Here is a 13882-nt window from a genome sequence, read left to right on the forward strand (position 1 = left end):
AAATCGCTGCAGCGCGAGCAGGTCGCCCTTGCATCGATCGTCGATCAGACGACTGGTCAGCTGCGCCGCCAGATCTCGGTCGTGCAGGCGCTTGCCTTGGCAGATCAGCGCGCGGCGACCTTTGCGCGTCAACGGGCCGATTTTTCCCAACGCCGGACCGCGCTGATCGCGGCCGGCCTCGAGGCCGGCCAGCAGCGAACTTCTGGCGGTGAGCGCGGCTTTGGGATCGCCATCCCCGGTCAGGCGTCGGCGAGCGCCCGAGAGGTCGCCAAGCTGGCCGCCGCCTATAGCCAGGGAGCCATCAACGCCGAGCAGCTGAGCCGGCAGGTGGATCGTATCGCGTCGACCGACCCCAAAATTCAGGGGCTCGCAACCCGGATCAGGCAGCTGGCGGCGTCCACGATCGAAAGTGCGCGCGCAGCAGAAGGCACGCGGCTCGAGATCGCGCAAATCGCCGTCGCGGCAGGGTCGGCAACGGCGGCGCAGAAGCGGCTCGTGGAGGCGCGCCGCGAACAGGAGCCGGTCAATGTTTCATTGATCGAGGCCGAGGCCGCCCTCGCAGCATCCACCGATCGTGTCTCGCGTGCACGCGAGCAGCTGCGGATCGTGGAGCTTCGCGGGCGGGACGCAGCCAAGGCGGGTGGCGCGGCCGCCGATGAGTATAGAGCCAATCTCCTCGAAGCGCGCCGCGAGGTAAATGCCGCAGAGGCGGCCGAGGCCCGTGCTGCTCAGGCGCGTCGCATCACCACGATAGCGACCCGTCAGGCCGCCCAAGCTCAACGCGAACTGGAAACTGCGTTGGTCGGCCTCGAGCGTCGGTTTGATGGCGTGGCGGCGGCGAACCGCGAATACAGCGAGACCATCGCCGATATCGAACGCCTCAAGAGAACAGGATCGATCAGCGACGACGAAGCTTTTGCGTTGCGTGTAGATGCCGGTGCGCGAAATGCCGAGCAGGTCAACCAGGCACGTGAGCAGCAAAGGCGGGCGCGGTTAGGCGAGGCGGGACGAGCCATCGTTGAGGGTGCTGATAAGCCTCTCGCCGATCTTGCCGATAACGTCACTGCCCGGATGGAGGATGCTGGCCGCGCTGGTGGAGAGGCTTTTCGCGACGCCGGCCTGGATGCCGCTCAGGCAATCTCGCAGGTGTTTGGCGGGCGTCTTGGGCGGTCGGTCTCTGCCTTGCTCGGGCTCATTCAGGGCCGCAACACCGGCAGCTTCACCAGTGTTGGCGGTCGCGCGGGCGGCGTGCTGCAGCTGCTGGCCGGTGGCTCGCCATCGGCGGGCGGTGCAGCGCGGCGCACCCAGGATGATACCATTGAGGCTCTCGGCAAAGAGGTCGCGCGGTCGACTGTCAAGGCGCGATCAAAGGGCGGTTTCGGTGCCGGGGTGGATGAAACGCTCGGAGGCTTCACGCGCGACATAAAATCGATCTTTGGTGAGACGGGGATTTTCTCGGGCGCGCTTGGGAAAACGCTGGGCAAGGCGTTCGGTGGTGCCACCATTGGCAGTCAGATCGGCAAGCCGGTCACGTCCGCACTGGGCATCAAGGGATCTAGCACGGGAGCCCAGCTTGGCGGCGCGGTCGGCGCGTTTCTGCCGATCCCGGGCGGCGAAATCATTGGCTCGATCCTTGGGTCGGTGGTGGGCGGCGCGCTTAAGCCCACCCGCCGGGCCTCGGCGACCATCGGCCTCGGGGCAGATGGGCTGGAGGTGTCGTCCGTCACGGGCAACAGCCAGCAGCGGCGTGTCGCCTCGTCGGCAGCTGCCGACAGCGTAATCGGGTCGCTGCAGCGGATCGCCGAGCAGTTTGGCGGCTCGATCACTGGCACGCCGAGCGTGTCTATCGGCGTGCGCGACAATTCTTTCCGCGTCGATCCGACGGGCCGGGGCATCACCAAGACACGGCGCGGGGCGGTCGACTTCGGGGAGGATCAGGCCGGCGCGATCGCGTTTGCAACCGCCGATGCGATCAAGGACGGCGTCATCACCGGCATTTCGCCGGCCGTTGCAAAGGCATTGCAGTCCTCGAGCGATCTGGACAAAGCGGTCCGCGAAGCCCTGAAGGTCGATGAGATCGAGGTGCTGCTGGGCGGCATTGATGCTGCGGTCAACCGGACGTTCCGCGATCTCGAGCGTCAGATCGTGGAGCGCAATCGCATTGCCGCCAAATATGGGTTTGACCTGGTCAAGCTCGAGGAGCGGAACGCGAAGGACCGTCAAGACGCGCTCGAGCGCGTCCTGGCTGACCGCGTGGGATCGCTACAGACGCTCCTGCGCGATCTCACCACTGGCGATCTGGCCGAGGGCACGCTTGCAGAGCGTCGCACAAGGCTGCTCGGTGATATTGCGACGGCGGAAGCCGATGCAGCAGCTGGCCGGGATGGTGCTGCCCAGCAGGTGGCCGAGCTCCGCCGCAGGCTGATCGAGGTCAGTCGTGAGGCGTTTGGCACTGCCGGGAGCGAGTTCGCCGCCGACCTGTCGTCCAGCCGTGCGTCGGCCCAGCGGATCATCGATGCCGAGAACCGCCGCGTCCGCGAACAGGCTGATCTCGCACGGGCCACGAATGACAAGCTCGATCGCGCCAACGGCCTTGCCAACGAGGGCAACGAACTGCTGATCGAGATCAGCGGCCAGCTGGGGCAGATGGTTGACCAGCTGGCGGTGCTGCCAGGCCTGGTCTCGGGCGGGTTTGAACGCTCGACCGGTCGACAGGTGCAGCTGTGACGGTCCGGACGCTGGTCGATGCGTCGCCGCGCGATCCGGCCACAGGCGCGCTGACGCCCGTTTTTCTTGGCGGCGGCGGACGTTCGCCGCTCCATCACAACGGCCGTCATTACCGCGCTGGCATTCTTGCGGTGCCGGTCTTGGCTGCGTCCATCCAGTGGGATGATCGCGGCTGGACCGGCGGCTCGATACCGACCAGCGGGTCGATTATCTTTGCTCCCGCAGACAGGCAGCTACTCGACGCGTTGGGCCGGCTGTTCTGGCGCGGCGCAGACCTCGTGATCAGCGTCGGGCCTGACGCCGGGCCGTTCGTGCGCTACCTGACAGGCACATGCGCATCGGCGCGCGTCGCAGGCCCCAGGCTGATCATCGAGGCTGCCGATCTCTCATCCGGCATTGACCGGCCGTTGGTCACCGCGCGCTTTGCCGGGTCGGGCGGGCTGGAGGGCGTCGCCGAGGCGGCGGGGCGGCCGAAGCGGCGCAGCTGGGGGCGAGTATTCAATGTCGAGGGCCGCCTGCTGGACAAGGCCAACTCGATTTATGAGTTCGGCGATCCTGCGCGCCCGCTGCAGGATATCACCGTGGTGCGGGACAAGGGACGCGACGGCGCCCGTGCAGTCCTCCCTTGGCAGGGGTCCGCCGCAGCCACCTTCGCCGCGCTGCAGGCAGCCTCCGCGCCGGCAGGCGGTGCTCTCGTCGCGCCATCAATCGCCTGTGCCAAATGGTTTACCGTGCCGGTCGGCCCGGTGACCGCGGATCTGCTCGGCGAGGTGGGCAGCGGCTATGTCGAGCGTCCTGCGGCCATCGCCGAGCGGGTGCTGCAAGCGGTCGGCGGGCCAGCGATATCTGCGGCCGTCCGCGATGCAGCTGATCTTGCCCGGCCATATGCGGTTGGTCTGCATGTCGGCAGCGAAACCGAAACCGCCGCCCAGGTGATTGATCGGCTGCTGCTGGGCGTGTCCATGCTCTGGACCCTCGACGCTGCCGGCGCAGTGCGGATATCTCCCATCACCCTTGCCGCACCCAGCGAGGCCGTGCGGTCGGTGGATGTCACCCGGGACAGGCAGATGCTGCCCAGCCGCGTCCGCCGCGTCGGCTATCGGCGAAATGAGCGCCCGCATTCCGACGGCGAGATTGCACTGGTGCTGACCGAGGGTGCTCAGGCGATCACCGCCCAGCTGACCCGGCCGGCGGCCACAGTCACTGCCGGCACCAACGGCGAGGTCGATCTCGACGATCTGCCGGCGCTGGGTGGGCGGTTCGAGGTGCAGCTGGGTGGAGTCGCCGTATCGCCGGCTCCCACCTTTAGCGTTGTTGCCGATGCGGGCCTTGATGCGGTCATTGACGCGGCGGGCAATTATCGGGCGCGGGCCGCCGACCTGGACACCGGCACCGCGCGGTTCCGCGCCCTGTGGAACGGCCTGTCGTTCGACCGTGAATACAGCCTCAGCCGGGTGCGTCAGGGGCAGCCTGGCATCAGTCCCCCGCTCATCACCGTCTCGGGCACGCATGCCGAATTCCGATATGACGGCGCGGGTGCTGCAAAGCCGCAGACCACGCGGCTGACCGCGCGGCGGCAGAACACCGCACTGCAGACGATCTGGCGTGTCTTGCGCGCCGATACCGGTGAACCGGTCAGCTTCTTTCAGACCGCCGCCGATATGGCGGCCAACGGCTGGGTCGATAGCGCGCCCAGCGATGATGAGGTGGTGCTCGGTCATGTGCGGTTCGGCTGGCTGTCGGACGCCTATGGCGCGGGTGGCGGCCTGGTTTACGAGGCATGGCTCAACGGCACGTCGATCGTGGACAGATGGTCGTTGGCCCGCGCGCTTGATGGCGCTGACGGCCTTGATGGTGCCAATGCCTACAATGTCACCCTCGACGGGCTTGCCCGAAACGGCGGCACATTCTCTTACACCGGCACCGGCGACGGAAATGCGATCAGCGTGGAGGTCGCGGCTCAGGGCCGTGCCTCGGCAGTGGTCGGCCCGGTGCTCGGGACGTTTGGCATCGGGCTGCGCGACCCGGGCAGCGGGACGATCTATGAGCTTATCCGCTCGCCTGCCGCTTTCTGGGGCAACGGGACGACGATCTGGCGCCACTGGTCTGGCGTGGTCGCGGTTTCGACCGGCGTGGCGACGGCTCCCGGGCTTCTCCTCGAAGTCGCCCATGTCGGCACCGAGATGCGAGGCTACATTAATGGGGCCGACATTGGGACGCCGATCGCCACCGGGATCCCGGCAGATCGGGCGCACCAGCTCTGGGTGCGAGCGGCGGGCGCGGCTGGGCAGCGGCTGGACAGCGTCTCGTTCAGCCGATCCGGTGCCCCTGGTGCTGCCGGTCAGGACGGCCGCTCGATCACCCCGGCGGCGACCACTATCACGCTGAGCGCCGATTATCTGGGCACGATCAAGCCGGGGCAGCTGCCGCGCGCTATCCAGTTTGCTTGCTTTGCCGGTGGAGCCGACGTCACGGGACAAACGTCCTGGGCAGTGGAGAGTGTCTCGGCTGACGGCTCGGCGGCCAGCATCTCGGCCGGCGGGCTGCTGACTGTGTCGGCGCTCGCCAGCACGTCATCGCTGATCGTCGTGCGTGCCATCTATCAGGGCACGGTGCTCCGCGCGCGGGTGGGGGCGCTGTCGTGCTTGATCCCGCGCCGCCAGCGACCGCGACCAACTTGTCGGTCACCGTGCCGTCTCCTGGCGATGAGTCGACATTCCCGCCCGGCCCGGACGCGGCTGTCACCGTGTCGGCGAGCCCCGGCGGACAGATCCGTGCTGATATGGGCGCGAGCTATTTTGTGGGTGGTAACGCACCGTTCCCGCAGACATTGAGTTGGACCGCCATTGCGAAGCTCGCATATAGGCTGGCCGGCAGCGGCGGGGCGTGGATCGACATCGGCGTCCAGGAGGTCGGCAGCACCGCGCAGCGCGGCTGGCTCGCCCCGGGCGAGCCCGAGAGCAACTCGGGCGGCATCAATATCAGCCGGACCCAAGGCGGACTGACCGCCGGCGCGGCCTATGAGGTCGGCGTCTTCGTGCGCGCCAGCGCCAGCGGGCCGGTCAGCGGGTGGCAGGGCACCATGAGGGCAGGCCATCCATGATCGTAATGCGTCATCGCGCCAGCGGCGCTCTAGCCGTTGTGACGGGCCTCGGCGGCCATGGCGAGCCTGTGTGGGAGCAGATCGGCCCACTGCCAGCGTGGGTGCCCGCCGATCTGGCTATGGTCGCGGCCGATGGCACGATCACCGCCGATCTCGACGCGGCGCGCGCGCGGCGCTGGGCGGCGATCAAGGCCGAGCGGGAGCGGCGGCTGCGCGTTGCGCCGACCAGCGGCGGGCCGCTCGATGTTGATGAGACCGGGCGGTCGAACATCTTGGGCATGATGCAGGCGCTGGAATTGCTCGGCCCCGGCGTGGAAGAGCCGATCGTCTGGAAACGGGCCGATAATGTGCTCGGCCATTACACGCGCCAGCAGTTCAAGTCGGTCGCTCTCGAAGCGCTGGCACATATACAGGCCGTTTATGCGGTCAGCTTTGCCCTTGAGGCTGCAATCAACGCCGCAACCAGCCTCACGGAAATCGAGGAGGTGGCATGGCCCGACGCCTGAAAGCTCTGATGATCGAAGTCGGCGCGGCTCTGTCGCAGCTGCTGCACCTCGTGCTCGGCGGGATGCTGCATGTCGTCGATGACGACATGCCCATGCCAGATCGTGACGAAACTCTGTCCAGCCGCGTCGGCCGCGCGGCGATCGCGGGCGAGCGCTGGGCGCTGATCGCTGAGCGCGTGATCGACGGCCTGTTCCTGTTGCTCGGCGATGCGCCGGGCCATTGCCGCAGGAGTATCGGCAAGTGAGTGCTGTCGATGCGGGTTTTGCCGAGTATCTCAAGTCGCGCGCGCTGTTCGCCGATCGTCCGTCAGCCAACGTCACCGGATGGGGCCTGCGCGATACAACCGAGAGTGAAATCCTCTCTCCGATCGCTCTGGCAGCAGACGCTCAAACGGAGGCAGATCGTCAGCTGCAAGTCCTCGGCAAGCCGCTGGCAATCGACATTCATGTGGTGCCGGGCCGGCGGGTCGATCTGTTTGGCCGGTGCATCACCGTTTCCGCCGGCCGGCTGGGATATCAGGCAGGGCAGCCGGTTTTCGTGATCGGTGTCGAGCCGGCCGATGATGGCGCAACAACCCGCCTGACGGTGGTGCGCGCCCTATGATGATCCTGTCCCCAGAGCCTATCGCGGCGATCACGTCGGGAGCCGAAAATCTGCTCACCGCCAGCCCGAAAGAGGTTTGGTTGGCCGGCGGCGCAAATCCTGTCATCGATATCGACCTCGGGGCCGATCGGGCGGTCGATACGGTGTTTCTCGGCTTCACCTCGGCCGGGCCGGCCGTGCAGTGGCGGATCATCGCCGGTGCCGGAGGGGCTGGCCCAGAATTGCAGCCGCAGCAGCTGGCGACGGCGGCCGATGCCATTTCCGGCCGGCCGCACATGTTGTCGCTGCTCGCTGCTCCGGTGATGGTGCGGCACATTCGGCTCCAGCTGACCGCGCCGGCCGGCCTCATGGCGGGGTGGTTATGGTCGGGCAGCGCTTCGTCGCGGGGCACGAGAGAGGGGCTGGCCGGCAGTTGCGCGATAGCAGCGTCAAGGAAGACCTGCCCGATGGCGGGTTCGCGATCGTCGAGGGGGTCGTGCGCGCGTCGTTGAAATGGCGTTTCGTCGGGCTTTCAGACGCCTCCCGTCGTCGCCTCTGGGCGCTGGCTTACCGGCGGGGCGAGACCAGGCCTGTGCTGGTGATTGAGGAGCCGGACAGCGAAGCTGCCGGCGCCGATGAACGCATTCACTACGGCTTGTTCGACCGGTTCGATGCCTATGAACGTGCCGACCCGAACGACAATGCGTGGGCGCTCTCGATGACGGAGTGGGTCTGATGGCGGAAGCCTATTCGTCGCGCGGGGCCTGGTATCTCGGCGACAAGGGAGTGCGGTGCGCTGCGCCATGCGACCCTGCAAACGGAAAGAGCGCAGCGGGGTGGCTCCCCGAGCGGGCTGGGATGCCTCGCCAAACAGCCTGCCATTGAAGGGCTGATATATGACGAACGTCGACCGGCTGATTGATGAGCTTATCGGGCGCGAGGGCGGCTTCGTCGACGATCCGGCGGATCGGGGCGGGCCGACCCGATGGGGCATCACCGAGCAGGTGGCCCGGGCCTATGGCTACAACGGCGATATGCGTCAGCTGGCGCGCGCGACGGCCGTGGAAATCTACCGCAAGCGCTATTGGTCAGGGCCTCGCTTCGATGAGGTGGCAACCATCTATCCTCGTGTCGCGGCAGAACTGCTCGACACCGGCGTAAACATGGGGCCGGTGGTTGCCGCCCGCATGCTTCAGCGCGGCCTGAACCTCCTCAACGACCAGGCGCGCGCCTATCCCGACATCGGCGTTGACGGCGCGGTCGGTCCCATGACGATCGCGGCCCTGCGCCAGTATAAGGCTCGCCGGGGCGCCCGTGGCGAGGACGTGCTGATCAAGATCCTCGATGGCCTCCAGGTCAGCCGCTACGCGGAAATCACCGAAGCTCGGCCGGCCAACGAGCGCTTCTTTTTCGGCTGGATCGATCACCGGATCGGACAGGCGTAATGTTGCCCGAGGATCAAATCGATGCACCGCGCCGGGGCATCTTCGATCGCCTCATCACGAGGCTGTTTGAGCAGCCCGAGGTGGTCATCGCTTACACTCTGGTCGCGGCTTTCTGTGGCGCTTACTTCCGGCGCCCGACCGATCAGCTGGAGGGCGCGCTCATCGTGGCCTTCACCTCCGCGAGCGCCTTCTATCTCGGCACAACGGTCGGCGCGCAGCGCGCGGCGAGCCAGGTGGGCGAGGGGCTCGGCCTCACGCGAGCGGCCCTTCGGGGCATGGCTCGCGCCAAGGACGACAAGTCATGATCCGGTCCTCGATCATCCTGTCTCTCGCGCTGATCTGCTCCGCTTGTGCTGCGGTGCAGCATCGCCCGCCGGTCTGGTCATCCGAGGCAAAAGCCTCGTCTGCCATCGCCGTTGAACGCGCATATCAGACGGCCGCGCTGAGCATTGTCGCCGCCGCTGAAGCAGGAAAACTGTCGGACGCGGAACTAATCCGGGCGCAGGGTCTGGACCGGGCGATCTACGCTCAGCTTCAGCGTGCACGGCAGCTGATCGATGCCTCCGATGCCCAAGGTGCCGATGCTCTGGCCTTGGCCGAGCACCTCTGCGCGGCGTTGCAGGCGATGGCCAAGGCGGCGCACGCGCGATGATGGCTTGGCGTCCTCAGGTGTCGGATCCCGTTCGGGCGTCATTGTCGTTTCTTTACAGGGGGTTGTAACGTGTCTGACGTTGTCCCGGCTGAGCAGTTGCAGTTGCTGATCGAGCGGATCGAGCGACTTGAGGCAGAAAAGAGCGGCCTCGCTGACGATATCCGCGACGTATATGCCGAGGCCAAGGCCAATGGCTATGACGTCAAGACCATGCGGGCGATCGTGCGGCTGCGCCGGATGGAAAAGAATGCACGGCAGGAAGCCGATGCATTGCTTCAGACTTACCGTGACGCCCTTGGTCTTGACTGAAATCGACGGGGCAGGCTGCAAGAAATCGCTGTCGCCGGGGAGTAAATCATGATGGGCATTGATGTTGATCGGCTGTTGGGTGCAGCGCGCCTGATCGGCGCGGCATCGCCAGCCTTCGGCGCCCTTGTCGAGGTTATCCGCCCGCTGCTGGATGACGGTGCCTCACGTCAGCTCGACGATGCTCTGCGTGACGCGCGCCGGGACAGCGACGACGCTCACCGGGCTGTCCAGGCGCTCGCGCGTCCCTGATTTTTTGGCGCGGATTTTTTGGCGCGCTACACTGAACACAGACAGCGAGGAGGAGATGCAATGACGGATGGAGCAACCCGGAGACATGCTCTGCCGCTGATCGCGGCGATGCAGGCGCAGAAAGAGCTGACCCACAACGAAGCGCTGGTCAGGCTCGACATGCTGGCCCATGCGGCAGTCGAGACCGGCCCGCTCGATCAACCGCCCGCTGACCCGCAGCCGGGCCAGTGCTGGCTCGTCGGGTCGGCACCGGAGCGGGAGTGGCAGGATGCGCCCGGCGCGCTGGCGTGCTGGACCGAGAATGGCTGGCGCCTGTCGCCTGGCATCGACGGCATGGCGGCATGGGTGATCGACCGGCAGCTCTGGGCGGTCCGCACCGGGGGCGCGTGGCGGATCGGGGAGGGGCGGTTTGCCTCGCTCAGCATCGCCGGCCAGCAGGTGCTCGGCCCGCGCCAGCCGGCCGTGCCGGTGCCGTCCGGCGGGGCCGTGATCGATGCCGAAGCCCGGGCGGCGATCGCGGTGATCGTGGCGCGGATGGTCGCCCATGGCCTGGTCGACTGACCCCGGACATGATCGTTCCCGGATGCCAACAAGCCGCAGAAATCCGCCGCTATTGCGGCTTTTATGCAACAGTTTCAGGATTTGCAGTCTTGCGCGGCAACTATGCAGTCTGTAGTGAGTTGGGGCTGTCCGAGTGACACCAAGAAAGGGGATTTCTATGCGGAAGCTTGCCATTGCGATGGCGTTGGCCTCCACGGCGATCGCTTCGCCCGCGCTGGCGAAGGATAAGGCGTGGTATGTGGGCATTGAAGGTGGTGCCCTCCTCGTCGAGGACATCAACTTCGACATCACCCGCGGAACGGGCGCGACCGCGACCCTTGGCACCAATACCGTCAACCATAAGTATGGGTACGATGTTGGTGGTCTGGTTGGCTACGACTTCGGCGTGTTCCGGCTCGAAGCCGAAGTGGCCTACAAGACCGCGACGCTTGAAGGCTATGAGAGCACCGTTTCGACGCCGATCGGCAGCCGCTCGGCCATTCCGAACGTGCTTTATGGCGAAGCCGGTGGTTCGACGTCGGCGCTCAGCTTCATGCTCAACGGTCTGTTCGACTTCGGTGACGAAGAGGGCCTGAGCGGTTACGCGGGCGGTGGTCTCGGTGTTGCGCGCGTGAGCGCCGACTATGGTCTGCGTTCGGATACTCCGAGCTTCATCGATGATTCGGACACGCGCTTTGCATGGCAGGCGATTGCCGGCATTCGCGCGCCGATCACCGACAACATCGACGTCGGCCTGAAGTATCGCTTCTTCAACACCTCGCGCCTGTCGATGGTCGGCATCAACGGCGATGTGTTTGACGGTCGCTTCCGCTCGCACTCGCTGCTGGGCAGCCTGATCTTCAACTTCGGCGAACCGGCTGCCCCGCCGCCGCCGCCGCCGCCGCCGCCGCCTCCCCCGCCGCCGCCGCCTCCCCCGCCGCCGCCGCCGCCGCCTGCTGCGGTCTGCGCCCCGGGGCCGTACATCGTGTTCTTTGAATGGAACGCGTCGGTGGTGACCCCGGAAGCGGCGTCGATCCTCGACAATGCGATCACCTCCTACCGTGATTGCGGCAACGCGCAGGTCATGCTTGCCGGCTACACCGACACGTCGGGCACGCCCAAGTACAACCTCGGCCTGTCGCAGCGCCGCGCCGATGCGGTGAAGGCCTATATGGCCGGCCGTGGCATTCCGGACGGCGTGATCACGACCCAGGCGTTCGGTGAAACCAACCTGCGTGTGCAGACGGCGGACGGCGTCCGCGAACTGCAGAACCGCCGTGTGGAAATCACCTACGGTCCGGGTTCGGGCATGTAATCTGGCCTGATGGCTGGATGATGGAGGGCCGGTCGGGAACGACCGGCCCTTTTTTCTTGTTCTCTACCCGGGCGGTGTTCGCCGATTGCATCTGTGCCATGTGGCGTGATTGATTTCAGCCGCCACGCTGCACGGCGTGCGCGGCGCGACGACGGCCTTGATGATGGAGGGAGCGGATAATGGCGGTGGGTCGGTTGATGTTCATGGCTGGTTTGGCCGGTCTTGGTGCCACAGCCATGGCGCCGGTCGCGCACGCCGCCGGCCCGGTGACGCGCGCCAAGGTTGCGCTCACCGGACCCGACGGGCGCCAGCTTGGCGACGCGAAGCTGCGTGACACGCCATCAGGGCTTGAGGTGACGGTGCGTGGTCGCGGCCTGCCGCCGGGGCCGCATGGCCTGCATCTCCATATGGTCGGGCGCTGCCTCGCCCCGGACTTTGCCTCGGCCGGTGGGCATTGGAACCCGACCGGCCATGCCCATGGCCGCGATAATCCCCGGGGCGCTCATGCCGGCGACCTGCCGAATCTCAGCATCGACGCGGATGGCCGGGGCAGATTGCGTTTTGTTGTCCCCGGCGCGCGGCTGATCGGTTCCGGCGGCCTGCTCGATGAGGATGGCGGTGCGCTGGTGATCCATGCCGGCCCCGATGACTATCGGACCGATCCCAGCGGCAACAGCGGCGGGCGCATCGCCTGTGGCGTGGTTCTGCCGGGCTAGAGCGTCTGCCCGATCTGCGGACCCGTGCGGTGCCCGCGGGTGACGGTGTGCGCGGTGGGGGCTGTCAGGCCCGTCCCTTGGCCTGGCTCAGCCAGCTTCGCCCGCCAGCCGTGCGCGTTCGGCGACGCTCGCCTCAGCAGCTGGCAGGGCGCGATAGGCCAGCAGCAGCAGCAGCACGGAGACGGGCGCGACACCGAGAAGCGCCAGGATTCCGGTGCGCAGGCTGCCGCTCAGCCCCGAAACATAGCCGGTGAACCACGGCCCGAACGCCAGGCCGACCAATGTCGTCGCGATGAAGAAGGTCGCGGTCGCCGTGCCCCGCATCCTTGGCAGCACCAGATCCTGCGTCGTCGCCGCCGCCGCGCCAAGCGCGCTGCTGGCGAGCAGCTGGATCATGAACGACAGCGCGTAGAAGAGCGGCGCGCTGCCGGTCGTGTAGGCAAGGATGATCGGCAGGACTGGGCCGACAATGCCGATCAGGATCACCGGGATGCGCCCGGCCGGGTTGCGCCGCCGCCAATGATCGGCCAGCCGCCCGCCCAGCACCACGCCCAGAAACCCGCCCAGCGCCGCGCCGCCGCCGAGCACGAAGCCGACGGTCGCCTTGGGTTCGCCGAGCACGCGTTCCGCATAGGGCGCGGCCCAGAGCGAGATCGCATAGGAGGTAAAGGCGATCAGCCCATAGCCGAGCGCGACATAGAGAAACGCAGGCGTCCCCCAGATCAGCCTGAACGTCGGCAGATCCCGGCTGCGCAGCGCGCTGGCCCAGGAAAACACCGCATAGCCGCCAAGCGCGACCGCGCTCCATTGCGGCACCGATCCGGTCAGCCCGATCATCCCCAGCGCAAAGCCGGTCGCAAGCGCTCCGGCCAGCAGGTTGAGCGCGAGCGCCGCCGCACCCCGCCGCGCCGCGCCGATCAGCGTGAAAGGCGGGATGATCGTCACCAGTTCGCCTGCAAAATCGCGGAATGGCGATGGCGACACCGGGGTCGGCATCCCGTCCGACAGGCCGCGCACCGGCTCCTTGAGCGTTGCGACCCACAAAGCGAGCAGCACGCCCGGCAGGCCCACCGCCATGAACGCCGCCTGCCAGCCGACTAGGCCGAGCGGCCCGCCGCCCGGATAGGCGGCATTCCAGCCCTGAACGATCGCGCCGCCGATGAACAGCGACAGGCCGCCGCCGATATAGATGCCCGAGGAATAGACGGCGAGCGCGGTCGCCCGCTGTTCGCGCGGGAAATAATCGGACAGGATCGAATAGGCGCAGGGCGATGCCGTGGCCTCGCCGACGCCGACGCCGATCCGCGCCAGGCTGAGCTGCCAGCCGGTGCGGCACAGGCCGGACAGGGCCGTCATCGCCGACCAGAGCGCGAGGCCGATGGTCATCAGCCGCACGCGGTGCCAGCTGTCGGCAAGCCGGCCGAGCGGGATTCCGAACAGGGCGTAGAACACGCCGAACGCCGTGCCGAACAGGAAACCGAGATCGGCATCGCTCAGCCCCAGATCGCGCTTCACGTCTTCGGCAAGGATGCTCAGGATCTGCCGGTCGATGAAGTTCAGCACATAGACGATCACCAGGATCGTCAGCACATACCAGGCATAGGGCCCGCCGGGCCTGACCTTCTCGCCCTCGACCTGACTGCCCAAGCAACGCCCCCCTGATCGGTTCCGGCCGTCATGCGGCCATTTGTCCAAGGGCTAGCAGAGCGCCGCGCGGCCTGCCAAAGGCTTTCGGCC

16 protein-coding genes are annotated in these 13882 nt (G+C 67.0%); 15 read left to right on the top strand and 1 reads right to left on the bottom strand.

All coding sequences use genetic code 11. From position 1 onward, the window contains the following. Window positions 1-81 precede the first annotated feature (81 nt). The 15 genes from GVO57_RS07465 to GVO57_RS07535 all read left to right on the top strand — a co-directional run bounded on the left by GVO57_RS07465 (window position 82) and on the right by GVO57_RS07535 (window position 12145). Window positions 82-2727 carry a coiled-coil domain-containing protein gene (locus GVO57_RS07465; RefSeq protein ID WP_160592630.1) on the top strand — a complete coding sequence of 882 codons (2646 nt, stop codon included), beginning with the start codon at window positions 82-84 and terminating at the stop codon, window positions 2725-2727. Further along, window positions 2724-5561, top strand: coding sequence for a hypothetical protein (locus tag GVO57_RS07470; protein WP_160592631.1), 2838 nt, complete (start codon window positions 2724-2726; stop codon window positions 5559-5561). Before GVO57_RS07465 ends, GVO57_RS07470 begins: the two co-directional genes overlap by 4 nt. Continuing rightward, entirely contained in the window at window positions 5558-5830 is a 273-nt protein-coding gene (locus tag GVO57_RS07475) for a hypothetical protein (protein ID WP_160592632.1), read from the top strand. Before GVO57_RS07470 ends, GVO57_RS07475 begins: the two co-directional genes overlap by 4 nt. Beyond that, window positions 5797-6336 (top strand): DUF4376 domain-containing protein, encoded by a 540-nt coding sequence (locus GVO57_RS07480; protein ID WP_160592633.1) that lies wholly within the window; start codon window positions 5797-5799, stop codon window positions 6334-6336. Before GVO57_RS07475 ends, GVO57_RS07480 begins: the two co-directional genes overlap by 34 nt. After that, on the top strand, window positions 6321-6581 hold the full coding sequence (locus tag GVO57_RS07485) for a hypothetical protein (RefSeq protein ID WP_160592634.1): 261 nt from the start codon (window positions 6321-6323) through the stop codon (window positions 6579-6581). Before GVO57_RS07480 ends, GVO57_RS07485 begins: the two co-directional genes overlap by 16 nt. Next, the gene (locus tag GVO57_RS07490) at window positions 6578-6940 is read left to right on the top strand and encodes a hypothetical protein (RefSeq protein WP_160592635.1); all 363 of its coding nucleotides are present in this window, start codon (window positions 6578-6580) and stop codon (window positions 6938-6940) included. The genes GVO57_RS07485 and GVO57_RS07490 overlap by 4 nt, the downstream gene beginning before the upstream one ends. Window positions 6941-7301: 361 nt before the next feature. Then, complete coding sequence (locus GVO57_RS07495; protein ID WP_160592636.1) at window positions 7302-7655, top strand: hypothetical protein; 354 nt, start codon at window positions 7302-7304, stop codon at window positions 7653-7655. A 160-nt stretch (window positions 7656-7815) separates the two neighbouring features. Next, entirely contained in the window at window positions 7816-8364 is a 549-nt protein-coding gene (locus GVO57_RS07500; RefSeq protein WP_160592637.1) for a glycoside hydrolase family 108 protein, read from the top strand. Continuing rightward, window positions 8364-8669: a hypothetical protein gene (locus GVO57_RS07505; protein ID WP_160592638.1), complete on the top strand. Its 306-nt coding sequence runs from the start codon at window positions 8364-8366 to the stop codon at window positions 8667-8669. The genes GVO57_RS07500 and GVO57_RS07505 overlap by 1 nt, the downstream gene beginning before the upstream one ends. Further along, window positions 8666-9016 carry a hypothetical protein gene (locus GVO57_RS07510; RefSeq protein ID WP_160592639.1) on the top strand — a complete coding sequence of 117 codons (351 nt, stop codon included), beginning with the start codon at window positions 8666-8668 and terminating at the stop codon, window positions 9014-9016. Before GVO57_RS07505 ends, GVO57_RS07510 begins: the two co-directional genes overlap by 4 nt. Before the next feature lie 69 nt (window positions 9017-9085). After that, window positions 9086-9325 carry a DUF2312 domain-containing protein gene (locus GVO57_RS07515; protein ID WP_160592640.1) on the top strand — a complete coding sequence of 80 codons (240 nt, stop codon included), beginning with the start codon at window positions 9086-9088 and terminating at the stop codon, window positions 9323-9325. A gap of 48 nt (window positions 9326-9373) precedes the next feature. Next, window positions 9374-9574 carry a hypothetical protein gene (locus GVO57_RS07520; RefSeq protein WP_160592641.1) on the top strand — a complete coding sequence of 67 codons (201 nt, stop codon included), beginning with the start codon at window positions 9374-9376 and terminating at the stop codon, window positions 9572-9574. A gap of 108 nt (window positions 9575-9682) precedes the next feature. Then, on the top strand, window positions 9683-10135 hold the full coding sequence (locus tag GVO57_RS07525) for a DUF2793 domain-containing protein (protein ID WP_160592642.1): 453 nt from the start codon (window positions 9683-9685) through the stop codon (window positions 10133-10135). A 157-nt stretch (window positions 10136-10292) separates the two neighbouring features. Next, window positions 10293-11429: an OmpA family protein gene (locus tag GVO57_RS07530; RefSeq protein ID WP_160592643.1), complete on the top strand. Its 1137-nt coding sequence runs from the start codon at window positions 10293-10295 to the stop codon at window positions 11427-11429. A 236-nt stretch (window positions 11430-11665) separates the two neighbouring features. Further along, window positions 11666-12145 (top strand): superoxide dismutase family protein, encoded by a 480-nt coding sequence (locus GVO57_RS07535; protein ID WP_327785501.1) that lies wholly within the window; start codon window positions 11666-11668, stop codon window positions 12143-12145. Window positions 12146-12232: 87 nt separating this feature from the next. Here the strand turns inward: GVO57_RS07535 and GVO57_RS07540 are convergent, their stop codons facing one another. After that, a complete protein-coding gene (locus GVO57_RS07540) occupies window positions 12233-13792 on the bottom strand; it encodes an MFS transporter (protein ID WP_160592645.1) in 1560 nt (519 codons plus the stop codon). Window positions 13793-13882 lie beyond the last annotated feature (90 nt).

The organism is Sphingomonas changnyeongensis, from assembly GCF_009913435.1.
GTDB lineage: Bacteria > Pseudomonadota > Alphaproteobacteria > Sphingomonadales > Sphingomonadaceae > Sphingomonas_B > Sphingomonas_B changnyeongensis.

What these genes read in the sequence shown, in the direction of transcription:
- GVO57_RS07485 (WP_160592634.1), top strand. Translation starts at nt 6,321, where the DNA reads ATGGCCCGACGCCTGAAAGCTCTGATGATCGAAGTCGGCGCGGCTCTG.
- GVO57_RS07495 (WP_160592636.1), top strand. Translation starts at nt 7,302, where the DNA reads ATGGTCGGGCAGCGCTTCGTCGCGGGGCACGAGAGAGGGGCTGGCCGG.
- GVO57_RS07500 (WP_160592637.1), top strand. Translation starts at nt 7,816, where the DNA reads ATGACGAACGTCGACCGGCTGATTGATGAGCTTATCGGGCGCGAGGGC.
- GVO57_RS07505 (WP_160592638.1), top strand. Translation starts at nt 8,364, where the DNA reads ATGTTGCCCGAGGATCAAATCGATGCACCGCGCCGGGGCATCTTCGAT.
- GVO57_RS07510 (WP_160592639.1), top strand. Translation starts at nt 8,666, where the DNA reads ATGATCCGGTCCTCGATCATCCTGTCTCTCGCGCTGATCTGCTCCGCT.
- GVO57_RS07520 (WP_160592641.1), top strand. Translation starts at nt 9,374, where the DNA reads ATGATGGGCATTGATGTTGATCGGCTGTTGGGTGCAGCGCGCCTGATC.
- GVO57_RS07525 (WP_160592642.1), top strand. Translation starts at nt 9,683, where the DNA reads ATGCAGGCGCAGAAAGAGCTGACCCACAACGAAGCGCTGGTCAGGCTC.
- GVO57_RS07530 (WP_160592643.1), top strand. Translation starts at nt 10,293, where the DNA reads ATGCGGAAGCTTGCCATTGCGATGGCGTTGGCCTCCACGGCGATCGCT.
- GVO57_RS07535 (WP_327785501.1), top strand. Translation starts at nt 11,666, where the DNA reads ATGGCGCCGGTCGCGCACGCCGCCGGCCCGGTGACGCGCGCCAAGGTT.